This window comes from Sporosarcina saromensis, assembly GCF_054901285.1.
The window spans coordinates 2,729,738-2,754,308 of record NZ_CM142738.1 but is presented as its reverse complement, the minus strand read 5'-3'; the positions used below and the strand labels follow the sequence as shown (position 1 = coordinate 2,754,308).

Annotated in this window: 22 protein-coding genes; 15 read left to right on the top strand and 7 right to left on the bottom strand. The window is 42.4% G+C overall.

Going from position 1 to position 24,571, the window contains the following annotated elements; genetic code table 11:
- The first annotated feature begins 1,763 nt into the window (after positions 1-1,763).
- The 4 genes from ACVHUV_RS13970 to ACVHUV_RS13955 all read left to right on the top strand — a co-directional run bounded on the left by ACVHUV_RS13970 (position 1,764) and on the right by ACVHUV_RS13955 (position 7,193).
- On the top strand, positions 1,764-3,434 hold the full coding sequence (locus ACVHUV_RS13970; RefSeq protein ID WP_462085005.1) for a methylmalonyl-CoA mutase family protein: 1,671 nt from the start codon (positions 1,764-1,766) through the stop codon (positions 3,432-3,434).
- Entirely contained in the window at positions 3,431-5,584 is a 2,154-nt protein-coding gene (scpA, locus tag ACVHUV_RS13965) for a methylmalonyl-CoA mutase (protein ID WP_462085004.1), read from the top strand. The genes ACVHUV_RS13970 and scpA overlap by 4 nt, the downstream gene beginning before the upstream one ends.
- A gap of 5 nt (positions 5,585-5,589) precedes the next feature.
- Positions 5,590-6,672, top strand: a complete 1,083-nt coding sequence (gene meaB, locus ACVHUV_RS13960; protein ID WP_462086918.1) for a methylmalonyl Co-A mutase-associated GTPase MeaB — start codon at positions 5,590-5,592, stop codon at positions 6,670-6,672.
- Between the two features lie 80 nt (positions 6,673-6,752).
- Positions 6,753-7,193, top strand: a complete 441-nt coding sequence (locus ACVHUV_RS13955; RefSeq protein ID WP_317941994.1) for a BrxA/BrxB family bacilliredoxin — start codon at positions 6,753-6,755, stop codon at positions 7,191-7,193.
- Positions 7,194-7,516: 323 nt separating this feature from the next.
- On the opposite strand, the gene prli42 is transcribed toward ACVHUV_RS13955, so the two are convergent.
- On the bottom strand, positions 7,517-7,612 hold the full coding sequence (prli42, locus tag ACVHUV_RS13950) for a stressosome-associated protein Prli42 (RefSeq protein WP_317941993.1): 96 nt from the start codon (positions 7,610-7,612) through the stop codon (positions 7,517-7,519).
- A 114-nt stretch (positions 7,613-7,726) separates the two neighbouring features.
- Between prli42 and mce the strand changes: the two genes are divergently transcribed.
- Genes mce through rnz form a run of 6 tightly spaced genes read left to right on the top strand, consistent with a single transcriptional unit; the run spans position 7,727 to position 13,512 of the window.
- Positions 7,727-8,131, top strand: coding sequence for a methylmalonyl-CoA epimerase (gene mce, locus ACVHUV_RS13945; RefSeq protein WP_317941992.1), 405 nt, complete (start codon positions 7,727-7,729; stop codon positions 8,129-8,131).
- Between the two features lie 2 nt (positions 8,132-8,133).
- Positions 8,134-9,681 carry an acyl-CoA carboxylase subunit beta gene (locus ACVHUV_RS13940; RefSeq protein ID WP_462085003.1) on the top strand — a complete coding sequence of 516 codons (1,548 nt, stop codon included), beginning with the start codon at positions 8,134-8,136 and terminating at the stop codon, positions 9,679-9,681.
- 27 nt (positions 9,682-9,708) lie between these two features.
- Complete coding sequence (locus ACVHUV_RS13935) at positions 9,709-10,839, top strand: M20/M25/M40 family metallo-hydrolase (protein WP_317941990.1); 1,131 nt, start codon at positions 9,709-9,711, stop codon at positions 10,837-10,839.
- Positions 10,839-11,315, top strand: coding sequence for a chemotaxis protein CheW (locus ACVHUV_RS13930; RefSeq protein ID WP_462085002.1), 477 nt, complete (start codon positions 10,839-10,841; stop codon positions 11,313-11,315). Before ACVHUV_RS13935 ends, ACVHUV_RS13930 begins: the two co-directional genes overlap by 1 nt.
- A gap of 56 nt (positions 11,316-11,371) precedes the next feature.
- The gene (locus tag ACVHUV_RS13925) at positions 11,372-12,562 is read left to right on the top strand and encodes a DNA polymerase IV (protein WP_462085001.1); all 1,191 of its coding nucleotides are present in this window, start codon (positions 11,372-11,374) and stop codon (positions 12,560-12,562) included.
- An 8-nt stretch (positions 12,563-12,570) separates the two neighbouring features.
- Positions 12,571-13,512 (top strand): ribonuclease Z, encoded by a 942-nt coding sequence (gene rnz, locus ACVHUV_RS13920; protein WP_462085000.1) that lies wholly within the window; start codon positions 12,571-12,573, stop codon positions 13,510-13,512.
- 48 nt (positions 13,513-13,560) lie between these two features.
- Here the strand turns inward: rnz and namA are convergent, their stop codons facing one another.
- The 4 genes from namA to ACVHUV_RS13900 all read right to left on the bottom strand — a co-directional run bounded on the left by namA (position 13,561) and on the right by ACVHUV_RS13900 (position 18,060).
- On the bottom strand, positions 13,561-14,580 hold the full coding sequence (namA, locus tag ACVHUV_RS13915; protein WP_462086917.1) for an NADPH dehydrogenase NamA: 1,020 nt from the start codon (positions 14,578-14,580) through the stop codon (positions 13,561-13,563).
- Between the two features lie 66 nt (positions 14,581-14,646).
- On the bottom strand, positions 14,647-15,471 hold the full coding sequence (proC, locus tag ACVHUV_RS13910; RefSeq protein WP_462084999.1) for a pyrroline-5-carboxylate reductase: 825 nt from the start codon (positions 15,469-15,471) through the stop codon (positions 14,647-14,649).
- A gap of 306 nt (positions 15,472-15,777) precedes the next feature.
- The gene (locus tag ACVHUV_RS13905) at positions 15,778-16,896 is read right to left on the bottom strand and encodes a TFIIB-type zinc ribbon-containing protein (protein ID WP_462084998.1); all 1,119 of its coding nucleotides are present in this window, start codon (positions 16,894-16,896) and stop codon (positions 15,778-15,780) included.
- Between the two features lie 12 nt (positions 16,897-16,908).
- A complete protein-coding gene (locus tag ACVHUV_RS13900) occupies positions 16,909-18,060 on the bottom strand; it encodes an SPFH domain-containing protein (protein ID WP_462084997.1) in 1,152 nt (383 codons plus the stop codon).
- 165 nt (positions 18,061-18,225) lie between these two features.
- On the opposite strand from ACVHUV_RS13900, the gene ACVHUV_RS13895 reads away from it, so the two are divergent.
- From ACVHUV_RS13895 to ACVHUV_RS13880, 4 genes are all read left to right on the top strand, one after another.
- Positions 18,226-19,170 carry an MBL fold metallo-hydrolase gene (locus ACVHUV_RS13895; protein WP_462084996.1) on the top strand — a complete coding sequence of 315 codons (945 nt, stop codon included), beginning with the start codon at positions 18,226-18,228 and terminating at the stop codon, positions 19,168-19,170.
- A complete protein-coding gene (locus ACVHUV_RS13890) occupies positions 19,157-19,915 on the top strand; it encodes an SDR family NAD(P)-dependent oxidoreductase (protein ID WP_462084995.1) in 759 nt (252 codons plus the stop codon). Before ACVHUV_RS13895 ends, ACVHUV_RS13890 begins: the two co-directional genes overlap by 14 nt.
- Before the next feature lie 313 nt (positions 19,916-20,228).
- Positions 20,229-21,146 carry an HPr(Ser) kinase/phosphatase gene (gene hprK / locus ACVHUV_RS13885; protein WP_317941981.1) on the top strand — a complete coding sequence of 306 codons (918 nt, stop codon included), beginning with the start codon at positions 20,229-20,231 and terminating at the stop codon, positions 21,144-21,146.
- 32 nt (positions 21,147-21,178) lie between these two features.
- Positions 21,179-22,009: a DUF2785 domain-containing protein gene (locus tag ACVHUV_RS13880; RefSeq protein WP_462084994.1), complete on the top strand. Its 831-nt coding sequence runs from the start codon at positions 21,179-21,181 to the stop codon at positions 22,007-22,009.
- Positions 22,010-22,094: 85 nt separating this feature from the next.
- Here the strand turns inward: ACVHUV_RS13880 and ACVHUV_RS13875 are convergent, their stop codons facing one another.
- Positions 22,095-22,394 carry a hypothetical protein gene (locus ACVHUV_RS13875; protein WP_462084993.1) on the bottom strand — a complete coding sequence of 100 codons (300 nt, stop codon included), beginning with the start codon at positions 22,392-22,394 and terminating at the stop codon, positions 22,095-22,097.
- Positions 22,391-22,750 carry a TetR family transcriptional regulator gene (locus ACVHUV_RS13870; protein WP_462084992.1) on the bottom strand — a complete coding sequence of 120 codons (360 nt, stop codon included), beginning with the start codon at positions 22,748-22,750 and terminating at the stop codon, positions 22,391-22,393. Before ACVHUV_RS13870 ends, ACVHUV_RS13875 begins: the two co-directional genes overlap by 4 nt.
- 298 nt (positions 22,751-23,048) lie before the next feature.
- Between ACVHUV_RS13870 and ACVHUV_RS13865 the strand changes: the two genes are divergently transcribed.
- On the top strand, positions 23,049-24,551 hold the full coding sequence (locus ACVHUV_RS13865; protein ID WP_317941978.1) for a BCCT family transporter: 1,503 nt from the start codon (positions 23,049-23,051) through the stop codon (positions 24,549-24,551).
- Positions 24,552-24,571: the final 20 nt, after the last annotated feature.

Genomic DNA, 24,571 nt, shown 5'->3' with positions numbered 1-24,571 from the left:
GAGCTGTCCAGAAAGTCAGTGAACACTGATTTTTGCGGAGGCCATTGAAAAAGTCCAATACAGTTGATTTCCGCTTCAGTCGGACGCTTTCCGGGGGGGCGGGCGGTGAGCCTCCTCGGTCGCTTCGCTCCACTGCGGGGTCTCACCTGTCCCGCTTATCCCCCAGGAGTCGCCGACTTACGCTGCAATCAACGGAGACTACCAGGAATCAGGATTGGTTTTTCAAAGAGTTAGATAAACAAAGTCCACTAGCTCAAAGAACAGTTTGATTTCTCTAAGAATCTTGATGCTCGTGTCGGACATAAAACAGCGGATTCCCACCTACACGGGATTATTTTGCGTGCAAATGGAAGGTGCCATGACCAGATACGTAGTAAATCTTAAACAAATCTTGACCTAAATGAAGTAAATAGAGTAGGAAAACAACATAGAAAAAGGCGACAGATTGGTCGAAATTGAACCGATTTGTCGCCTTTTTTTATTTTTGTGCACAGTCCAACTTCAAAAAAAAATCAGTGGCTACATTTTCAGTGGGCAGCTTTTTTCATGATGAATGGAGTAAAACATCACTCCGTCGTTTCTATTCGTCAATAATATCCAAAAAAAAGTTATAACCTCACTCCTTGATTTTGTTGTGGCGTTTTTTCCATGTTTTAATAATAATTTCAGGAAGCATAATAAAAAAATAAACCTTATTACTAGTGTCCAAAGGGCTTCTGTACCAATCACATTGAAAAGGTATAGAGACAATGCTACCACAAATATAAAAAATCTCCAGATCATTAAATATATTTTATTAGTCATCCATCCATCCTTCCTTATGGTTGCTCATGTTTATATCATTTTACCATTTATTTTAGTAAATCAAACAAATTAGATATTTTTAAGAATATTATCCACTTTAAAAGTAAATTTTCATTGGTTGAGGAAGTTATTAAATTTGAACCGATGCTCAAAAGGGTAAATGTTCTAATTCTAGTTGGAAAAAGAATCTATATTAAATAGTCACTTTTCTATGTCTTTTAGTAAGAATAGAAAGCGAGTCCTCACGTGCTTTTCTTAAATCGAAACTTTTAATCTTAAAGATGGTTGGTTAATTTTGTCTACATTTATAACCATATACAAAGAAAGAGATAAGAGCCGAGATACCTGATATGACAACAAGATAGAAAAATAGAAAGAACAAAAATTCTCCATAATCCTCTAGAGAATGAAAGGGATTGTTACTTATATAGGGCTCAGATAGAATGCCAACTAGTGAAAAAGGTATGAAAATAACAAAGAATGTTTTCCAGAAAAACGTTTTTCGGGTCAGTACCATGCTAAATAGCTCCTTTCAATAGAAAACCTCTGATTTTATCTAAAATATTGAGTAGAACATTTACTAGTCTATCATACAATTATAAAACCGAAGTGTTGTTTACTGTTTTTTTGTTTGATTCCGCGAAATAGATTGTTCTTCCAATTGATTTTTTGCGCCTATGAATGTTTCTTAAGAGAAATGCATTAGTTTACAACTACTAGTAATAAACCAATGATATACCCCTCGAATCTACCTCAGCTATTTGACTTGCCTAACAATTTGACTTTAAAAGTGTGAAAATGTCAGTTACACTAGTAATAGAAGTACATAGGTAGTTATCTAGCATTCATCCGCCAGAGCATTCACTTATTGCAAAGGGTAGGGTATATGCTAAAAAGTGAGACGCGACACACCGTTTCGCATTATCTCACGACTCCAAAGGAAGAAAGGAGCAACAGCTATGTCGATCGAACATATGAAAAATACTTCATTTGACAAAGTAGATTTCCAACAATGGAAAGATCTCACTGAACAATCACTCAAAGGAAAACCTTATGAGACGTTGTTGACAAAGACTTTCGAAGGAATTGAACTTCAACCGCTTTATATTGGAGAAACGCCAACGAATAATGCTTTGCATATTCAACAGATGAAAGGTGAGTCAGGATGGACAATTGCGCAGCAAACAATTGCAAAAGACGGTGCTACGTTCATTCAACAATTACGCCATTCACTTGAGAGAGGGAATGAAGCAATCGTCTACGATGGTATGTTGAAAATTGATTGGACAGCTACGGATTTAGATGAATTGTCTTCCTATTTTTCTGATTACCCTGTAATTTTCTTGAATATCGATAAATCTGATCCCGTACTAGTAGCGTTTGACCGTGTCCCTCATGAAGTGCGATCTTCCGTCAGTGGCATAGTGGATTGCCACGAATGGACAGCTCCTGTCGGTTATGACAACTTACGGACGATTGGTGTAGACACATGGAATATTCACCATCAAGGTGCTGACGCTGTGACAGAACTCGCATTTGCATTGGCGGAAGCATCTCGACTTGTGACACACTCAACTTCATTTAAGGCATTTTCGAATCTATTTTTCGCCCGTTTTGCCGTGGACACGCACTTCTTTATGGAAATCGCCAAGCTCCGTGCTTTCCGCCTATTATGGAAAGCGTTTTCAACAGCATTTGAACAGACTGAAGTGCCGGAGATTCCTGTCATGGCGGTTACATCTGTCCGATCGTATTCGAAGTTGGATCCTTATGTAAATCTCCTAAGGGCTGGAAATGAAACTTTTGCTGCTATTTTAGGTGGAGCGGATATCATTACAACACACCCGCATACGGTTCTCACAGAACCAGATGCCAGCTCTATTCGATACGCTCGAAACATCCAATTAGTGTTAAAAGAGGAGACGCATGTTGATAAAGTTATTGATCCTGCAGGGGGGTCTTACTTTATCGAACAGTTGACGAACGAGCTAGTTGAAAAAGCATGGGCGCTTTTCTTGCAACTGGAACAGGAAGAAGATATCAATCAATTCATTGATAGGCGACTGGCAGGTATTTGCCAAGAACGCCAAGGAGAAGTAGCAAAAGGGAAAAAAGCATTAATTGGCACGAATGCTTATGCCGAGTTGACGGATACAAACTTTCATGACTGGGAAGGAATTGAAGCTTTTCAACGGTTGGCGATTCCATTTGAAAATATGCGAAAGCAATTTAGTGTCCAACAGCCAAAGACAGTGATTCTAACTTTCGGTTTACTGAAAGAATTTAAACCACGCGCAGATTTTGTGACGAGTTACTTGTCTGCTGGTGGTGTGAAAACAACGTGGAGTCCAGCTTTTCAACGTGTAGAGGAAGCAATTGAATGGATGCAACACGAACAACCGGAGTACATCGTCGTTTGTGCGCAAGATGATCAATTACACACTATCATGGACGAACTGCTCGAACACATTCCGGCAAATTGCCTTGTCGACGTTGCAGGGAAAGTAGATGAGCCAAGTGCCCAACGATGGAAAGAAAAAGGCTTAAATGGATTTATACTGAAAGGTCAAGACAAAATTGCTAAATTGCAAAGCATCTATGCGGCTTGGAAAGGAGTGGATGACAAATGAAGAAACCGAATTTTAGTAAAGTCGACATTGCATCTCTCCTCGTTGAACAGAAACAAGGCATTCAAGGACAACCTTTTGTTAGCAATGAAGAGATTGAAATTCAATCCGCTTATTCAGCGAAAGATACAGAAGGACTCACACATTTAGAAGATTTACCTGGCATTGCACCTAATACACGGGGACCTTACCCAACGATGTATGTATCCCGTCCATGGACAGTAAGGCAATATGCCGGTTTCTCAACTGCAGAAGAGAGTAACGCATTTTATCGAAGAAACTTAGCGATGGGACAAAAAGGTCTATCGGTTGCTTTTGACTTAGCGACACATCGAGGATACGACTCGGATCATCCGCGAGTGACAGGCGATGTTGGAAAAGCCGGCGTTGCAATCGACTCCGTAGAAGATATGAAAATCCTATTCGACGGCATTCCTCTTGACCAAATGTCTGTATCGATGACAATGAACGGTGCCGTGTTGCCGATTATGGCGTTTTATATTATTGCAGCCGAAGAACAAGGGGTTTCTCCAGATAAATTAGCTGGGACGATTCAAAATGATATTTTAAAAGAGTATATGGTACGGAACACGTATATTTTCCCGCCTGACATGTCAATGAGGATCATTGCAGATATTTTTCAATACACGTCTGCGCATATGCCGAAATTCAACTCTATCTCCATTTCCGGTTATCACATGCAAGAAGCAGGTGCAACGGCAGATATCGAACTGGCGTACACATTGGCAGACGGACTCGAATATGTACGGACTGGCTTGCAAGCTGGAATTGATATTGATGCTTTTGCTCCGCGTCTTTCATTTTTCTGGGCGATTGGCATGAATTATTTCATGGAAATTGCAAAAATGCGAGCAGCCCGTAAAATTTGGGCGCAAATGATGGCGAGCTTCTCTCCAAAAAATCCAAAATCATTGGCATTAAGAACACATTCGCAAACGTCTGGTTGGAGTTTGACTGAACAAGATCCATTCAATAATGTGACGCGTACATTAATTGAAGCGAATGCCGCAGCAATGGGGCATACACAATCGCTGCATACGAATGCGCTCGATGAAGCGATTGCTTTGCCGACCGATTTCTCTGCACGGATTGCGAGAAATACACAGCTCTTCTTGCAGGAAGAAACCTACATGACGAAGACGATCGATCCGTGGGGAGGATCGTATTACGTTGAAAAACTGACTGCTGAGTTGATGGAAAAAGCATGGGGATTAATTGAGGAAATCGAAGAACTTGGTGGAATGGCGAAGGCGATCGAGACGGGCTTACCGAAAATGAAGATCGAAGAAGCAGCCGCAAAACGTCAAGCGAAAATTGATTCGCGGACAGAAACGATTATTGGTGTGAATAAATACCGACTCGACAAAGAAGAAGCGATTGATATATTAGACATCGATAATACGCTTGTCCGACAGAAACAGATTGAACGGATTCATGCGATGAAGGCTTCACGTGATGAAGAAGCGGTAAAGAAAGCACTTGCTGCTTTGACGGATGCTGCTAAGAATGGAACGGGTAATTTATTGGCCTTGTCAGTAGATGCAGCCCGTGTGCGTGCGACAATCGGAGAAATTTCGGATGCAATTGAAAAAGTATGTGGAAGGCACAAAGCGGTCATCCGCTCGGTCAGTGGCGTATACAGTTCCAATTTCTCGAATGCAGAGGAAATTGAAGAAGTAAAACAGATGACGGAAGAATTTATGGAAAATGAAGGTCGCCGTCCGCGGATTTTAATTGCCAAAATGGGGCAGGACGGACATGATCGTGGCGCAAAAGTCATCGCTTCATCGTTCGCGGACTTAGGCTTTGACGTAGATATCGGGCCGTTGTTCCAAACCCCTGAAGAGACAGCTTTGCAGGCGGCTGAAAACGATGTACACGTTATCGGTGTAAGTTCACTTGCTGCAGGGCATAAGACACTTGTGCCGTCTTTGAGGGATGAATTGGCCAAAATCGGTCGTCAAGATATTCTAATCGTCGTAGGTGGGGTGATTCCTGCTCAAGACTACGACTTTTTAAGAGAAAACGGGGCGACCGCAATTTTCGGGCCGGGAACTGTTATCCCAGTCGCCGCTCAAAAGGTAATTGAAGACATTTATCGTGCGCTTGGGTACGAGGAAGTGATCGAGTGAGTCGGATAGACGAAACAAATCGAGAAAGTGCGTTACATGTGAAGAATGGCATTGAATCCCAGCACGACGGAATGGTCTCTTCTCGTCGAAAGCGGTTTGCGAAGAAAAAGCGTGTCATTGATGTGGATGAAGTGTATGCCAAGATTTGTGAAGGATCGAGATTGCATTTATCAAAAGCGATTACACTCTTAGAAAGTATCCATGAAGATGACAAGAAGGCAGGGCAAGCGTTACTGAAAAAGCTGCTGCCTAAAACCGGTTCGAGTATTCGCATTGGTATAACCGGGGTGCCGGGTGCCGGTAAAAGTACGTTCATTGAAACGTTTGGACTCATGCTTGCTGAGAAGGGCTACAAAGTGGCGGTGCTTGCCATCGATCCGAGTTCTACAGTGAATGGTGGAAGCATTTTAGGCGACAAGACAAGGATGGAAGCACTTGCTCGTCATCCGAACGCTTTCATCCGCCCTTCACCCTCTTCAGGAACATTAGGTGGTGTGCATAAAAAGACGCGAGAAACGATGTTACTGTGCGAAGCTACGGGGTATGACATCATTCTGATTGAAACGGTCGGTGTTGGACAAAGTGAAACGGTCGTCCGCGGAATGGTCGATTTCTTTGCGTTGCTCGTATTGACAGGTGCAGGCGACGAATTGCAAGGGATGAAAAAAGGCATTATGGAGTTGGCAGACGCAATCGTTGTCCATAAAGCTGATGGGGATAATGAAAGACTTGCCAAAAAGACGGTACGAGAATACCGGCAAATCTTGCATTTTCTTCAACCGGCATCACCCGGTTGGACAACGACCGCAATTCCGGTATCATCGTTGCATAATACAGGTCTTGATGTCTTTTGGGAAACGGTCCTTTCATTTCAATCCACGATGGAAGAAAGCGGGGAATGGCAGCTCCGTAGACAAAAGCAGACGAAGGATTGGTTCCATGCGATGATCAGGGACCGACTCATCGACAATTTTTTTGCACAGGCAGGCAAGAAAGAACTTGTCACTACACTCGAAAAGGAATTGCTTGTAGGAGAATTGACAGTGGCAAGCGCGGTAGATCTGTTAGTTTCGGACAATGGGTTTTGAACGCTTATTGGCAGACATACTTTTTTGCAAGTACCCGATTCTCCTGCTATGATGAAAGCATATAGAAAGGGGACAAAGAAATGACAATGGATTTTAACTTCTACATGGAAGATATAACGAAACAAGCACGCTCTGAAATGGAAGCAAGCGGCTACGAACAATTGACGACACCGGAAGAAGTGGAAGCAGCATTTAATCGCCCGGGAACGACGCTTGTTATGATTAACTCTGTATGTGGCTGTGCAGGAGGCATTGCTCGCCCAGCTGCAGCACATGCCATCCATTATGATAAACGCCCGGATCACCTCGTGACAGTATTTGCGGGACAAGATAAAGAAGCAACAGCTTATGCACGTATGCTTTTCGGTGAAGATCACCTGCCGTCTTCTCCATCATTTGCATTGATGAAAGATGGGAAGTTGGTAGCTGAAGTAGGTCGTTATGAAATCGAAGGCCATGATCCAATGTCGGTCGTCGTAAACTTGCAAGGCCACTTTGAAGAACATTGTGAAGAGATTTAAGTTGAGTAATTTTTTATAAAAGCAGATGGAGAAAAACGGATTGTTTTTCTTCATCTGCTTTTTATTGTGAATGAAAGAGGGGGCGAGCACGTGTTGTCTCATAACCGATATTAACTTGGTGAGACGGTGATAAAGTCGTGTGAATCGGTGATAACATGCAGAGAATCGGTGATAAAGTCGGTCAAACCGGTGATAAACCTTCCCGAACCGGTGATAACCGCTCAAGAATCGGTGATAACACCAAAAAGAACGGGCACATCCTCGCTATAGAAAAAGACTGTCCTGTAAAGTTTGCTTTCGCACTCTTTAGGACAGTCCTTTTATTAAAGAATCATACTTAATCCGATCATAACACTTGAAGCGACCATGGCAGCAACCATTAAGTAGACGACAACCTTTTGGAATTTTTTATTGCTCATTTGGCAAATCTCCTTACGCTTATAGATAGTTCCATTTTAACAGATTTACTGAAATTCTCAAGATGTAGCACATTGGTTTAGAAAACGTTACAATAGAAAAAAGGGGGCGTATGAATGAAAAAGGTAGATCATATCGGCATTGCGGTAAAGGATTTGCAACTTGCATTACCCTACTATACGGAAGTTTTACAGTTGCCATTACTAGGAATCGAAGAAGTTCCAAGTCAAAATGTTACGGTCGCATTTCTTGATGCGGGAAACATTAAACTTGAGCTATTGGAGCCAATAGGAGAAGAAGGGGCAGTTGCAAAATTCATTGAAAAACGTGGGGAAGGCATGCACCACATCGCGTTTGGCGTCACTTCTATCCAGGAGAGAATGGAAGAGTTAAAAGCGAAAGGTGTTCAACTACTGCAAGATCAGCCAAAACAAGGTGCTGGTGGAGCAGCTGTGGCGTTTATGCATCCTAAAGCATCTTTTGGTGTCTTATATGAACTATGCGACAAGGGGGAGAAATAAGAATGGATATATACGACAAAATTAATGAGTTATATGATAAAAAACGAGAGATTGAATTAGGGGGCGGCGATGAGCGGATTGAAAAGCAACACGAAAAAGGAAAATTGACCGCTCGTGAACGCATTGAGTTATTGGTGGATGCAGGCACATTTGTCGAGTTAAATCCATTTGTTATCCATCGCACACGCGATTTCGGAATGGACAAGCAAGTGGGGCCAGGCGATGGCGTTGTTACGGGCTATGGCAAGATCGATGGCCGTCCAATTTATCTGTTTTCACAAGATTTTACGGTTTTCGGTGGTGCATTAGGGGAGATGCATGCGATGAAAATTGCGAACGTCATGGATTTAGCAGCTAAAAATGGTGCACCGTTTATCGGTTTAAATGATTCAGGAGGCGCACGTATCCAAGAAGGTGTCGTGTCATTGGATGGTTATGGAGAAATCTTTTATCGGAATGCGATCTATTCAGGTGTCATTCCTCAAATTTCCGTTATTTTAGGCCCTTGCGCTGGCGGTGCAGTGTATTCCCCTGCGATTACAGATTTTGTTTTCATGACGGACGAGACAAGCCAAATGTTCATTACGGGTCCAAAAGTTATTGAGACGGTTACAGGGGAGAAGATTACTTCAGAAGATTTAGGTGGATCGAAAGTACATAATCAAATTAGTGGAAATGCACATTTCCGAGGAAAAGATGAGAAGACGGTTCTAGCTCAAGTTCGAAAGTTGCTGTCTTATCTACCACAAAACAATGAAGAAAAGACACCGATTTTGCCGATAGAAGATGAAGAGGACTATCGCAAGGATTTAGCGGATGTGGTGCCATTTGAAACGATTCGTCCATACGATGTCCGTAAAGTGATTGATCAAGTCGTGGATGCCCATTCATTCATGGAAGTACAGGCAGAATTTGCAAAAAATGCGGTTGTCGGCTTTGCGCGCATGAAAGGTGAAGCGGTCGGATTAATTTGTAACCAACCGAAAGTGATGGCGGGTGGTCTCGATATTAATTCATCTGACAAAATTGCTCGTTTCATACGAACGTGTGACTCGTTCAACATACCGATTATTACATTTGAAGACGTGACAGGTTTCTTCCCGGGCGTGAAGCAGGAACATGGCGGAATCATTCGTCACGGTGCAAAAATCTTGTATGCTTATTCTGAAGCGACAGTGCCGAAAATTACAGTCATTTTGCGCAAAGCTTTTGGGGGTGCGTATGTCGCGTTGAATTCCAAAGCGATCGGGGCAGACCTTGTGTATGCATGGCCAAATGCTGAAATCGCGGTGATGGGCGCAGAAGGGGCTGCGAATATCATATTTGCAAAAGAAATAGCAAATAGTGATACGCCTGAACAGACACGAAACGAAAAAATTGAAGAATACCGGACGAAGTTTGCGAATCCATATGTTGCGGCATCACACGGGATGGTTGATGATGTCATTGATCCACGTGAGACGCGCATTAAACTTCTGCAAGCATTGGAGATGATGCGCAACAAACAAGAGACTCGACCGAAAAAGAAACATGGAAATATCCCGTTATAAAAATTTGAAGGCAAGGAGTGATAGGGTTTGAATGAACAACGACTACTCGATGAATTTTTTGAACTCGTTCAAATTGATTCAGAGACGAAACACGAAGGAACAATTGTGACAATCTTAAAAGAGAAAATGGAAGCACTCGGATTCGATGTGATTGAAGACGAAACGAAAGAAGTGACAGGACATGGTGCAGGGAACCTTATTGCAACGTTGAAAGGTACTGTTGAGGAGGCAGATCCAATCTACTTCACTTGTCATATGGATACAGTCGTCCCTGGGAAAGGCATCAAGCCTGAGTTACGTGAAGACGGGTATATTTACTCGGACGGCACAACAATTCTAGGGGCAGATGATAAAGCCGGTATCGCTGCGTTGTTCGAAATGGCAAAAGTCCTGAAAGAAAGCGGCATGCCGCATGGCGATATCCAATTCATTATTACGGCAGGCGAAGAAAGTGGTCTCGTCGGTGCAAAAGCCATGGATGCATCATTATTGAAAGCGAAGTATGGCTATGCAGTGGACAGCGATGGGAAAGTTGGAGGGATTGTGACGGCCGCTCCTTATCAAGCTAAACTTTGGACGACCATTCATGGCAAGACTGCTCATGCGGGTGTCGCGCCCGAAAAAGGCGTTTCAGCAATTACGATTGCTGCCAAGTCCGTCGCAGCGATGTCATTAGGTCGAATTGACAGTGAGACTACAGCGAACATAGGCAGATTCGAAGGTGGGCAAGCGACGAATATCGTCTGTGATGAAGTGAAAATTCTCGCAGAAGCGCGTTCAATTAATGAGACAAAATTGAACAAACAGACTGCACATATGATGGAAACATTTGAGAAGACTGCAGCTGCAATGGGTGGACACGCAGAAACGGATCTTCAATTGATGTACCCTGGTTTCAGTTTTAGTGAAGAAGATGAAGTCGTCCAGACGGCAATGCATGCAATTAGCAATATTGGAAGGACGCCAAAATTAATGACAAGTGGCGGTGGCAGTGACGGTAATGTATTTAACGGCGCTGGCGTTCCAACGGTGACATTGTCTGTTGGTTATGAAGAGATTCATACGAAGAACGAACGGATGCCAAGAGAAGAATTGAATAAGTTGACCGAACTTTTGCTTGAGATTGTTCGGGTTGTTGCGACGAAAGGGGCTTCATGATGAACGATTTTAAAGCGGTTATTATCCAATGCGGGCAGGAAGAATATGCATTGCCTGTGGAGACAGTCATTTCAATTGAGAAATTGGAGCACGTAAATCCAATTCCTCATTTACCGGAATACATGCTTGGTTTAATGAAAAACCGAGGAGAGTTAGTACCAGTTCTTGACTTTCAACAGATTCTGTATGGCAACTCGGCGAAAAATGATGAACAGGCGCGAGTCGTCGTCGTTGAGACTGAAGACATTGTCATGGGGTTGTTAGTCCTCGATGCCAAAGAAATACTAGACATCCCAGGCGATCGATTGACCTCTTCAGGCCTTATGGCTTACTCACGCACTCCATACTTTACGACAGTTGCAAATTTGGAAGATCGCGTCATTACGATTGTCGATCCACATATTTTGTCACGCACATTAGCAGGAATAGATGCAATTGGTGACTATGTCGAGGCACAAAAATCTAAAGAAATGTAACGAATTGACCGGGTGGTTTTCATCCGGTTTTTCTTCTACAAATGGAGGTGGAGTCCATGCCAAACTTCACGCATTCAAAGGCACGTGTTATTTTACATCTAGATATGAATAGCTTTTTTGCTTCAGTCGAACAAGCGCACGACCCAAAGTTGAAAGGGATACCAATGGCTGTTGCTGGCAATCCGAAAGAGAGGCGTGGCATTCTTGTTACGTGTTCGTATGAAGCACGAGCATTAGGCATCTATACGACAATGTCTGTTGGCGAAGCAAAGCGCATTTGTCCTGAACTTGTAATCGTGCCACCCGATCATGAAAAATACCGGGTCGCTTCGAATGCAGTGTTTGCCATACTTCGGACGTATACCGATCTTGTGGAGCCCGTGTCGATCGACGAAGCGTATATTGACATTACGGAGATCGGCGGGTTAACGGATGCGATGAACATTGCAATGCAAATGCAACAGCGAATCTTACGGGAATTGGACTTGCCTTGTTCTATCGGAATTGCGCCAAATAAGTTTCTCGCTAAGACGGCATCAGATATGAAAAAACCGATGGGAATAACCGTCTTACGAAAAAGGCAAATCCAAGATGTGTTATGGCCTTGGCCAGTTATCGAGATGCATGGTGTAGGGGAGAGTACGGAGCAAAGACTAAAAGAGATTGGCATTACAACAATTGGTCAATTGGCGACGGTGGATGAACATCTCATTAAGGTGAAACTCGGGAAGAATGGTCAGCGTCTTCGCGAAAGGGCGAATGGGATTGATAATCGACCTGTGGATCCAGAAGCCGCAGCAGAACGAAAAAGTGTTGGCAGTTCCACTACATTGCCGATTGATGAAACTGAATTGCAACCTTGTTTGGCAGTATTAGCTCGTCTGGCAGCCAAAGTGGCGAAACGATTGGAAAAACAGCAATTGGCCGGCCAAGTCATTATGATTCAAATGCGGACGTCTGACTGGATGAACCAGTCGAGAAGCCGGACAGTCATGAATCCAATCTATAAGGAACACGCTATTTATGAGGAAGCGAAAGATCTGTTTCAGCGGCATTGGGAAGGAGATCCGATTCGTTTGTTGGGAATCACCGTTTCAAACGTTATCCCAATGAGTGAATTAAATGTGCAATTATCCATTGACAGTTTTGAGCACTATGCAAAAGAGGATCAGATGGAGCAACTTGTTTCCCGTTTAGAGAAGAAGTTTGGTCCAAATGCTGTCAAGAGAGGTTTTCGAGAAAGGTAGGCAATCAAATGGAATTGATTTTTTTAGGGACAGGTGCAGGAATGCCTTCCAAACAACGAAATACATCTTCTGTTGTGTTGAATTTATCAGCAGAAAAAGAAGGCTATTGGATGTTCGACTGTGGGGAAGCGACACAACACCAACTACTGAGAACGTCTATTAAGCCAAGGAAAATCAATAAGATCTTTATCACACATCTTCATGGTGATCATCTATTCGGTTTACCTGGATTTTTAGGTTCCCGGTCTTTTCTAGGTGGAGAAGAAAAATTGACGATTTATGGGCCTGTCGGTATTAAGCAATGGATTGAAGTAACAATGCACATTACAAGGACGCATTTGACCTATCCTCTTGACATCATTGAGGTGCAAGAAGGTGGTGTTTTATTTGAAAATGAGCATTTTACAGTAACGACTAAAGAGTTGCAACACGTCATTCAATGTTTTGGGTTCCGGATTGAGCAAAAACCGCTTCCTGGCAAATTATTTATTGAAAAAGCGTTTGAAGCAGGTGTTCCGAAAGGTCCATTATTAAAACGTTTGAAAGAGGGAGAGAACGTCCGTTTAGACGATGGCACAATCGTCTACAGTAAAGATGTGACTGGAGAAGCGCTAAAAGGATTCACGGTTGCCATTTTAGGGGATACTCGAATTTGTTCTGCGGCGAAGGAATTGGCACAAGATGCTAACATTCTTGTGCATGAGGCGACATTTGATATGGAAACGGGAGATTTGGCGAAGGAGTACGGGCATTCAACGATTGGGCATGCGGCGCAAACAGCAAAAGAAGCAAATGTTGATGTGTTAATTGCCAATCACATCAGTGCTCGTTTCATGCCAAGTGATTTAGCGAAGTTGAAGGAGCAAGGTCAAGCAATTTTCCCTGAATTGCTGATAGCTGAAGACTTTTCGCATTATGAATGGAAAAATGGTTTTCTTGAATCAAAATGAAGCTGTCGCAATGTCGAATCGACTGCGACAGCTTCTTTTCATAAGGGATTAAATCCATCCACGGTCATATTGTGTGGGCGCTTCAATGTTGTACCCTAATTCTTTCGCTGCTGAATACGCCCAATACGGGTTACGAAGCAGCTCACGTGCGAGTAAGACGACATCTGCACGACCGTTTTTAAGTAGTTCTTCGGCCTGCAAACCGGACGTTAGTAAGCCAACAGCGCCTGTCGGAATTTGCGCTTCTTTCTTTAACTGCTCTGCAAAGTTCACTTGGTAACCCGGATATGTGTCAATCTTGGCCGGCACGACACCACCCGAACTGACGTCAATTAAATCCACACCTTGACTTTTCATCCAACGTGCCATTTCGACGTATTGGGAAGTGTCCATTCCATTCTCAGCATAGTCTTCTGCTGAAATCCGGACGAAGAGGGGACCATCCCAAACAGAACGAACGGCATCAATAATTTCTCGTAAAAACCGATATCTGTTTTCAGAAGAACCGCCGTATTGGTCGTCCCGTTTATTCGTTAACGGCGATAAGAACTCATTAATTAAATACCCGTGGGCACCGTGCAACTCGATGACATCGAAACCTGCTTTTTTGGAGCGGATCGCTGCCTCTTTAAACGCATGTACAGTTGTTTGAATAGCACTAATCGTCATTTCGACAGGTGTCTTATATTGTTCATTGAACCGTAGGGCACTTGGCGCATGAATCGTACCCTCCACAGTCGATTTCCTTCCGGCATGTGCAAGTTGAATACCAGCTTTTGCACCGTGTTGTTGCATCAGACGGACAACCTCTGACAAGCCATCAATATGATCGTCTGACCAAATCCCGAGATCTTTATCTGAAATCCGTCCCTCCGGCTGTACAGCTGTTGCCTCAACAAGAATGAGGCCGACTTGCCCGACTGCTCTTGAAGCATAGTGGATTTTGTGCCAATCTTCCACTTGACCATCCTTCTGCTCACTTGAATACATACACATCGGTGCCATTACAATTCGATTTTTGAATTCCACTCCGCGAATTGTTAACGGAGAAAAAAGCATTGCCATAATATGACCTCCTTCATATATGCAAATTATAACAAAAGAGCGTGTATTCGTTAGCTAAAACGTTTACCATCAATTTGAAATCGTATCGGTCAGTGCGCCAAGTTCACGTGAGCGATTTTCAGCACTGTCAATACAAGCTGCAATGCTTTCTTTAAATCGTTGAGCCGCCAATGTATTGACGCCCGCTTCGGTTGTACCCCCTGGACTCGTCACATTACGTCGCAGTTCGCATGGCTCATTTTGTGTTTCTTTTAACATCGTAGCTGCACCGAGCAATGTTTGGATAATTAATTCACGCGCAATTTCTTTTGACAGGCCCTTCGTTAACGCTGCTTCCTCAAGTGCCTCAGCCATGTAATACACGTATGCAGGTCCACTACCTGAGAGGGCTGTAACGAGATGTAAAGCATCTTCTTCTACCTCTTCAACAATGCCGATGGCGGATAATAAATTTGTGATTCGCTGTTTCATATCCAGCGAAACTGAAGAATTATACGCAATTCCTGTAGCAGACAGACCGATTGTTGCCGAAGTATTCGGCATGGACCGTGCAATTGCTCGATTGCCCACACCTTTTTCAATTGTCGAGATAGACACCCCTGCGATGACAGATAAAACTGCAGTGTTATCCTGCAATAAGTGCGAGATATCTTGCATCGCTTGTTGGACGTCCTTTGGTTTCGTTGCCAAGATGACTAACTCTGCTTGTGCCAATTCACGTCGATCTGCACGAACGATCGATACTCCATATGTTTGTTGTAAATGTATTAATCGTTCTTCATCCGATTTATTCATGACAAACACTTCTATTGCAGGCATGACACGCTGATGAACAATCCCTGCAATGATTGCTTCTGCCATCGATCCAGCACCTACAAATACGACTTTTCCCATTATATCCTTCCTTTCTCCATAAAAAAATGCGTTCTCATCCTGAATCATCAGGACGAAAACGCATGTTTCCGCGGTACCACCTAAATTTGCTGATCGTTGTCAGCACAACTTGAATCTTTCATAACGTGAAAGCAACCGGCTATGTTTTCATAGCAGCTCAGAAGTAGGTTCAAGATAGGAGAGGGATATGCGGCTTTCAGTCGATGACCGCACTTCCTGATTTCCTTCACTATCCATACTCGTCTTCCTCAACGCTCTTTTTTGATTACTAACGATTATTGCACTTGTTCGACAACTTGTCAATCGTCAAAAGCCTTCTTGAAAAAGATAAATGATGCCGATAATGAAAAGAATGATGGCGGTTAGAATCGATACTTTCCAAATGCTTATGGGTGCTTGTCCGCTTACTTTCCCTGTTTGTCCATTGACGAGAAACCGATATACTTTGTTGTTGAATTGGAAAGAGGATACCCAAATCGGGAGTAATAAATGCTTGAAAGTGATGGCATCGTAATTCGTATCGACGCTCACGATACGCACTTCATCTCCAATCTCTTTCTGGAAGATTCCATTACGTATACGGTTATCAATTATATCCTTCGCATCTTCCCAACCGTCTTTCAACGGAATGGAATAGCGTTCAGCCAAGAAACCCGATAAATACTCCATCCGATAGTCGACTAAATGATTTAATTGGAAGGGCTCAACTTTGTCAATTAAAGTGGATGCGACATTTTTAGAAGCTTTAACGAGGACATCATCATAAAATTTTTGGTACGTACCACTTTGTGTACGCCATCTAATTTTACGAACTTGCTCCGTTACTTGTTCGGTTTTTCCATCTCGATGGACTGTTCTCGTTTCGGTTACATAATAATACGTTCCGATTTTGACAATATAAGCAGAGTGAGTTTGAGCGTCAAATGTCCAGTAGGGGATATACGCTCCACTAATTTTTTGCAACTCGTAATCATGTTTTAGTTTATTGGGGGCAAAGTATCGTTTACGAATCCACAATTTGAACTTTTGAACAGCATCTTCTTTTGCCACATGGAAGGGAATGAGTAGTGCCGGTTGAATGCCCGCATCATGATTGGTTACAGCAATATGCGAAGAACCACAGAAGGCACAAAAATCAGCAATTTTATCTTTATCCAATACCGTTTCCGCGCCACAATTCTCACATTTGAATACACGCTTCTCTTCGGTCCAACTATGAGACGAGCCTTCAAGTGCTTCAAGAAAGTCATGTTCAGTCGTATTATGTTGTGTCGTTTCTATCGTTGTTTCAGTACCGCAAAATGGGCATTTCAATCCTCTTGTCGCCGGATCATACAAGGCATTACCGCCACAAGATGCACACTGATTCACTTCTGTTTTTTCAACGAATCCATTTTCAGTTGAATCCTTCTCAATGTTCGTCATCGCTTCACCTCATTACGATTGGCCCGAAAGCCCTTCGCCACATTCGCCACAAAATTTTGCAGAAACGTTGTTCACAGCTCCACAAGCTGTGCATTGTTTCTCCGTTACTTGTTGGGTCCCGCACTCTCCGCAAAACTTCGACCCTTCTTTGATCAATGTTTTACAATTAATGCATGGCACTTTCAATTGTTGAACGGCTTGCCCACAATCTGGACAAAATTTAGCGGATGCCCTGATGGATGATTGGCAATGTGGACAAGACTGCTTGGTTTCTTCTTTGGCCACTGGTGCTGGCTGGGCATTGTTCGAATTGAATGCACTTGCCATCGCATTACCAATCGCTGCTCCGGCTCCAATACCTGCGCCAGTTGCCGCCATTCCTCCGCCTTCATTGCGCGCAGCTTCTCGAATCGCTTCTGCGGCTTGGAATTGTGTATACGTTTGCATGTTTCCTAAAACACCCATGGAAGTGCGTTTATCCATCGCTTGTTCAACTTCTTTAGGTAACGACAAGTTCTCAATATACAGTGAAGTAATCTCAAATCCGAACGCAGCGAACCGTTCTTCCATCTTCTGTTTCCCTTGTGTGCTTAATTCGTCGTAATACATCGCAAGGTCGAGAGCGGGAATTCTGGATTCTGCAAATAAATCCGTCAAACCGGAAAGAATCATTTTCTTCAAATGCTCTTCTACACTCTTCGTATCAAACGATCCATTTGTACCAAACAACTCTTTCAAAAATACAACGGGATCTGCTACTCGATAAGAATAAATGCCGTACCCACGTAAACGAATCATGCCGAATTCAGCATCACGCATCATAATCGGGTTCGACGTTCCCCATTTTTGATTAATGAATTGTTTCGTGTTAACAAAATAGACTTCCGCTTTAAATGGCGAGTTAAAACCCGTTTTCCATGATTTTAGTTTCGTTAGGACGGGTAAGTTTTGCGTATATAAAAGATGATTGCCCGGTAAAAATACATCTGCAATTTCACCTTCATTGACGAAAATGGCTACTTGAGATTCTCGTACAATTAAGCTCGCACCCATTTTTATTTCATTATTTTGTACCGGAAAACGGTACACCATTGTATCCGTATTTTGGTCTGTCCATTCAATGACTTCAATGAATTGGCTTTTAAAAAAATTGAAAATACCCATTGTCATCCCCCTCTTCCTCTTTACAAGTAGTATAGCATACGTATGAAAGTCCCAAAGGTTTCAAGAAAAGAGAATGAAAAAGTGACGTTCATGCCAAAAAACGGTACAATAGAATGAATGATGATTCATAAACTTAGTTAAAAATTGTTTTAAAGGAGTAATCATATGATCCATAAACTTACGATTCCCACGCCGTTTGCGGTAGGGGATGTTAATGCATACGTCGTTAAAGGGGATGCATTATCCCTTGTTGACGCAGGACCAAAAACGCCTGAAGCCTATGAAGCCTTAAAACGGGGGCTAAAAGAACTCGGCTATTCATTCAAGGACATTGAACAAGTATTTCTTACGCACCATCATCCAGATCATGCAGGTTGGATGGATGCATTTGATCGTGCTGAAATCCTCGGTCATCCTTACACAGACATCTGGTTAAAAAGGGATCCAGCTTTTATGGCTTTTCACGATCAGTTTTACCTTGACCGTCTAAAAGAAGAAGGGGTTCCTGAAACGTATTTTCATTGGGTTGAAAAGATGAAACGACCGATAAAGCTAATGGGTGAACGAACGCTGGACAGGGAAGTGGGCGAAGGGGAGGAGTGGAGCGGTCATCCTGGCTGGTCAATAATGGAAACATTAGGCCATGCTCAAAGTCACCTTGTTTTATTCAATGAAAAGACGGGTGAAATGATCGGCGGAGATTTAGTACTTGAAAAAGTGTCCTCCAATCCACTTGTTGAACCACCGTACAACCAACAGGATAATCGACCAAAATCTTTACTGCAATATAACGATTCGTTAAAAAGACTTCTCGATATACCTGTCTCACTCATTTACAGTGGTCATGGCAATGAAGTAAAAGACGTTCACCCGCTCATTGAGAGAAGATTGACCCAACAACATGAACGTGCGATGAAAGTACACGGAATGCTAGCTGATCGACCGAAATCAATTTTCCAATTGACGCAGGAATTGTTCCCAACAGTGTATGAAAAAGAATTAGGACTTACATTATCCGAGACAATTGGTCAGACAGACTATTTGCTCGCAGAGGGGTTCATTCGACAAACTAGGAACGAAGAAGGCATTTTGCATTATGAACAAGCGTAAGACAGTGTTAATTACAGGTGCAACGAGTGGTGTTGGGTATGCTGTTGCGCAACGGTTGCTAAACGAAAAGGAGAATTTCGAGGTATTCGTTACGGGTAGATCGATTGAGAAGTTGGCGGCTCTTACCAAATTAGGAGCAGTCGCAATCGGAGCCGATCTGACAAATCCAGCGGACATGGACCGGCTAGTCAACAATTGTCCCTCTCCACAAATCGTTCTATTTTGTGCAGGTGTGGGCTTGTTTCAAGCAGCGCATCTATTACCGGACGATGTGAGTAGAGACATGATGGAAACGAATGTCCTTGCCCCTATTGCACTGACGAAACGCGTGTTGCCTGCAATGATGGAACGACGCAGTGGGCATCTCATTTATATCGGTTCTCAAGCTGGAAAAGTCGCAACGCCAAAAGCCTCTGTTTACGCAGCTTCCAAACATGCTTTACTCGGCTATACGAATGCTCTACGAATGGAAGTTGCAGCATTCAATATACAAGTATCCGTTGTAAACCCGGGCCCGATTGATACGCCATTCATAGATCGGGCAGACACGACGGGCACTTATCGGGCTTCCCTTGGTAAACATTTATTGACGATCGATAAAGTGGCAGATTGTATTCAAGAGACGATTTCAACTCCAAAAAGGGACGTGAACCTACCGGGAATTATGGGCTTTACGAGTAAACTGTACGGACTTGCCCCTACGCTTGTGGAGAAGCTAGGAAGAAAGTACTTTATGAAGAAATAGCGTTACTTGTTTTTTTGAATCATAAGTGGATTAAATGAAAATCCGGCTAATTAGTGTTGATTGATTAGCTACTTGCTTTTTGTGTTTTATGAAGTAAATACAGCTATCTTTTATGTTGCTTGAAGGGGTGGATTGTGGATGTATAGCGTATCTATAGACCTCTAATAATGGATTGTTCTCTTTGAAAATTGACGTGCAAAGAGACTATGGCAGCAAGGTAAAAGAGACGAATCTTATTCCAATTCGTGCTGTCGGTTTCCATGTTATACTAGGACGAAGCAATTCGCGGTTAATTAGCAGGAGGTCGAAGCGAGTGAAGGTTGTTACAATAGAAAACATCGTCAAGCGATTTAAAATGGAAGTGTTGGTCGGACATCACGAATTACATCGCCAATTAAAAAAGACAAAAGTGCGTAGACCCGGCTTGGAATTCATGGACAAATTCGATTTCATTGCAACGGAACACGTTCAAATTCTTGGCAAAAACGAAATCAATTACTTACATACACTGACTGATGAAGAATGCAAATTGCGAATAGCGAATATCGTACAATACGATCCGCCTTGTATTGTCATCACATCTAACCAGGAAGAGCCTCTCGGGTTAAGACAATATTGTATGGAAGAACATATCCCAGTATTGCGCACCCCTGACTCAACAAGTGAAATGAGTGCGAAATTGGATGCATTTGTCACAAAAGAGATGGCGCCGGAAATTGCCGTCCACGGTGTGTGTGTCAATGTCTCGGGCATTGGTATTCTTTTGCGTGGGAAATCGGGTGTAGGTAAAAGTGAAACGGCACATACGTTAATCGGTAGGGGACACAGACTCATTGCAGATGATATTGTTGTGTTAAAAAAACTGAGCCCTCAAACGCTTCTCGGTACGCATGATGAAAAAAATAAGGAATTTTTAGCGCTTCGAAGCATCGGCCTACTGAATGTTGTCCGGTTATACGGAAGGGCGGCGTTTCAAGAGGAAAGTAGAATCGCACTCGATATTGAACTGACTGAATGGCAAGATAACGCATTGAACAACGAGTTGGAATTGGACACGAAGTTCAAGACGTATATGGACGTCCCAATCCCACATATTCAAATTCAATTGCAGCCAGGGCGTGATGTGGCAGGTTTGATCGAAGCAGCCGCAAATAATTGGTATTTGAAACAACAAGGATACAGCGCAGTTGAAGAATTCATGAAAAGGTTGGAACCTGAATTTAACGATTAAAGCATAAGGGTAGAGGGACTGGGTGATAAACAATGAAACAGCAATTACTAGACCTCGTAAAAATGGAGAAAGCGGAGCTCCAAAATTACATGGAGAGGCATGGCGATACGCTATTTCCATACATGCTTACTCATTTAGGAACGATCGATAGTGAATTACGAGATCAACTCATCTACCAGGCATTTTGTAAATTAATTACGTATGACTTGCTACGTGAAGAACAGTTGGCACAGGCCTTCCGATTGATCATCAGTGATGAATATTTAATGCGTGGGATTGACGATGGAGAATCGGATGATGTGTTCACAAGATCATTTTCCACGTTATGGCTGACGGGCCTTTTTTGGATTGACAAACAAAAGCCATTTCTAGAACAACCAATGCGAAATGATGCGTTCAAAAGATGTGCGACTTACTTGCTAAAGGAACGCGATACACGTGGTTTTGTGGAGGATAAAGGTTGGGCACATAGTATTGCGCATGGTGCGGACTTAGCTGCTATGATTGTCGATCATCCAGATATAGAGAAGAGATTAATACCTGTTGTGTTGGAAGGAATCACTTCTTGTTTTTGGAAAGGTCGCGTGTACGTTGATGATGAAGACGAACGATTAGTCGCAGTTTTAATGACTTTGGTAACTGCCGAATATGAAGAGGAAGTTCTGATCGAGTGGGTGGAACAAGTTTTTGATCGCCTCGAACAAAAGACACGAGTAGACGGGTATGACCGTTCGTATTATCATGCACGCACTAACAGTCTCCAGTTCATGAAAACATTTTACTTTGCATTAAAGAAAAGCCATCGAACTCCAAATCTCCGCAACACAGTTGCTTTCTTTGTTGAAAGATGGCAAAACGCATAAACAAAAACCGATCGACTTTCTCCAGCATTGGAGCAATGTCTATCGGTTTTTGTTCGTAAAATACATGATTAGGTACTTATTGGAATTAGCGAACTTTTGCCATTTCCACGAGTTGATGAATATAATCGAGCGTTTTTTTCTCTGCTGTAACTAAATCATAATCGAGACGATTATTTAAGATGTTTGTCAGCATTCCTTGCCAAACAAGAATTGACATGTCGTTGAGCGATTCGATGTGATCTTCTGCGATTTGCTTTTGTTGAGCAGCTTGTTGCAATAGCGATTTGCCACGCATTGTAATGCGTCTTTCGAATAAAATAGGTTTTAATTCATCGGGAACGTTAATTAATTCAGCAGGGTACATCTCATAGTAATCTTCAATCAATTTTTCCGGATGATCCCTAAGTTCATAATGAACACGGCATGAAAAATGCTCGGTTGTTTAAAAGAGTGCTTGCAAAAGCATTCCCAGGAGAGCCAATACTTTTCTAATGGCGTTTGTCCGTTTTTAATATAATTGCTCACATCCTCCACGTAATCTTGTAAGAGCTTCATGGAAGCAAAAAATATTAAATGAGAAACCTCACCGAAATAATTGTAAATCGTCGCGCTGTTGTAACCCGCTCGATCAGCTACTTTCCGAATGGTCACTTGCTCAATACCGTCTTCTTGAATAATTTCCACGGTAGCTTCAATGAAATATTTCCACATTCTACTCATTTGTATCGTCTTGTTGCTCATTCATACACCCCGCATCTTCTAGTAATCAATTTAAACCACTTTATCATTCAGTATACAATATTTACAAATCAGTTTATTAGAATTTTAGATTGTTCTTCAATTTTGACTGTGGTAGAATAATCGATATTAATAAATAATCATGATTAGTTTATCTTATCTGATTGTGATTATTGTTGCAATGATGCTTTCGATGTTTATTGTAAAACTACTTCTAGCGTCCGTGAGGTGGTTTTGTAAGCGTTGTCAAACATGATGAAAGCCTTTGCAATCAATTAACTGTCAAAATAGGGGTGAGGACATGAAAAAAGCACGTATTGATTCAACAATTTTTTGGGCGTCTATCGTAGTTATCGTAGCTGTAACCGTGTTACTAGTACTAAACAAATCTACAGCACAACCCATATTGGATAATGTAATGACGGCCATTACTTATAAAATGGATTGGGCATTTCAGTTTTTAACAATTGGTTTGTTTATTTTACTGATTTGGTTGGCTTTTAGTAGATATGGAGCGATTAAGTTAGGGGATGGAAAACCAGAATTCTCAACTTTCAGCTGGGGAACAATGTTGTTCACTGCAGGTATGGGAACAAGTATTATGTACTGGTCAATGATGGAACCACTCTATTATTTCACCGGCCCGCCTTTTGGCATTGAACCTGAGAGTAACGAAGCAGCGGAATGGGCATTGACGTATGGTCTATTTCATTGGGGGATTTCCGCATGGTCACTTTATGCATTTCCAACTGTCGTCATCGCGTATTCATACTTCATCAAAAAGCGACCTTCATTAAAAATGAGTGTTGCACTAAGTGGGGCGCTTGGTAAGTATGCGGATGGTTGGGTAGGTAAGCTAATTGACATATTGGTCATTTGGAGTCTCGTTGGGGGACTAGGAACGTCACTAGGATTAGGTGTTCCAATGGTTTCTGCAGTAGTCGGAGCGATATTTGGACTTGAACAATCCTTAACGTTAGATGCTATTATCGTAATTTGTATTACGATTATTTACTCTGCGAGTGCTTATTTGGGGCTGCATAAAGGGATTAGACGCTTAAGTGACCTTAATGTCTATTTAGCACTAGCGCTAGCTATTTTTGTATTTATCGCAGGGCCAACGTTATTTATTTTAACGTACTTTACGAATAGTTTTGGTATGATGATTCAAAACTTCGCAATGATGAGCTTCTATACAGATCCAATTAGTCAGGGTGGCTTCCCTCAAGGTTGGACGGTCTTTTATTGGGCATGGTTTGCTGCTACAGCTCCTTTCATGGGCTTATTTGTAGCGCGCATTTCAAAAGGGAGAACGTTACGTCAACTTATCACCCATATGCTATTGTGGGGATCTATCGGTGGTTGGCTATACTTCATGGTATTCGGCGGATATACGATGAACTTGCAATTGGAAAATATCGTACCAGTTAAAGACATCTTGGCAGACAGTGGCGGTCCAGCAGCGGTTGTAGCGATTTTACAATCCTTACCGTTAAGTGCAATTGTACTAGTGTTTTTTGTTGTCTTAGCCGTAATTTTCCTTTCAACATCAATGGACTCAGCAACATATATTCTTTCTGCGATTGCTACGAAAGAATTGAATGAAGGTCAAGAGCCAGCAAGATGGCACCGAATGGTTTGGGGCATAATTTTGGCAGCAATTTCACTCTCTCTACTCTTAATAGGTGGATTACGCGTTATTCAAACATCAGCAGTTGTCGTATCCATCCCAATTTATGTATTCTATTTATTACTTATCGTTTCACTATTAAAATGGTTAAAACAGGACTTTCCAAAGCAATAAGGAAAATCTCAATTTCTGGA

Bases quoted from the DNA above. Each gene is read 5' to 3' on its own strand.
- ACVHUV_RS13970 (WP_462085005.1), top strand. From the start codon at position 1,764: ATGTCGATCGAACATATGAAAAATACTTCATTTGACAAAGTAGATTTC.
- scpA (WP_462085004.1), top strand. From the start codon at position 3,431: ATGAAGAAACCGAATTTTAGTAAAGTCGACATTGCATCTCTCCTCGTT.
- ACVHUV_RS13955 (WP_317941994.1), top strand. From the start codon at position 6,753: ATGACAATGGATTTTAACTTCTACATGGAAGATATAACGAAACAAGCA.
- prli42 (WP_317941993.1), bottom strand. From the start codon at position 7,612: ATGAGCAATAAAAAATTCCAAAAGGTTGTCGTCTACTTAATGGTTGCT.
- mce (WP_317941992.1), top strand. From the start codon at position 7,727: ATGAAAAAGGTAGATCATATCGGCATTGCGGTAAAGGATTTGCAACTT.
- ACVHUV_RS13940 (WP_462085003.1), top strand. From the start codon at position 8,134: ATGGATATATACGACAAAATTAATGAGTTATATGATAAAAAACGAGAG.
- ACVHUV_RS13930 (WP_462085002.1), top strand. From the start codon at position 10,839: ATGAACGATTTTAAAGCGGTTATTATCCAATGCGGGCAGGAAGAATAT.
- ACVHUV_RS13925 (WP_462085001.1), top strand. From the start codon at position 11,372: ATGCCAAACTTCACGCATTCAAAGGCACGTGTTATTTTACATCTAGAT.
- rnz (WP_462085000.1), top strand. From the start codon at position 12,571: ATGGAATTGATTTTTTTAGGGACAGGTGCAGGAATGCCTTCCAAACAA.
- proC (WP_462084999.1), bottom strand. From the start codon at position 15,471: ATGGGAAAAGTCGTATTTGTAGGTGCTGGATCGATGGCAGAAGCAATC.
- ACVHUV_RS13905 (WP_462084998.1), bottom strand. From the start codon at position 16,896: ATGACGAACATTGAGAAGGATTCAACTGAAAATGGATTCGTTGAAAAA.
- ACVHUV_RS13900 (WP_462084997.1), bottom strand. From the start codon at position 18,060: ATGGGTATTTTCAATTTTTTTAAAAGCCAATTCATTGAAGTCATTGAA.
- ACVHUV_RS13895 (WP_462084996.1), top strand. From the start codon at position 18,226: ATGATCCATAAACTTACGATTCCCACGCCGTTTGCGGTAGGGGATGTT.
- ACVHUV_RS13890 (WP_462084995.1), top strand. From the start codon at position 19,157: ATGAACAAGCGTAAGACAGTGTTAATTACAGGTGCAACGAGTGGTGTT.
- ACVHUV_RS13880 (WP_462084994.1), top strand. From the start codon at position 21,179: ATGAAACAGCAATTACTAGACCTCGTAAAAATGGAGAAAGCGGAGCTC.
- ACVHUV_RS13870 (WP_462084992.1), bottom strand. From the start codon at position 22,750: ATGAGCAACAAGACGATACAAATGAGTAGAATGTGGAAATATTTCATT.
- ACVHUV_RS13865 (WP_317941978.1), top strand. From the start codon at position 23,049: ATGAAAAAAGCACGTATTGATTCAACAATTTTTTGGGCGTCTATCGTA.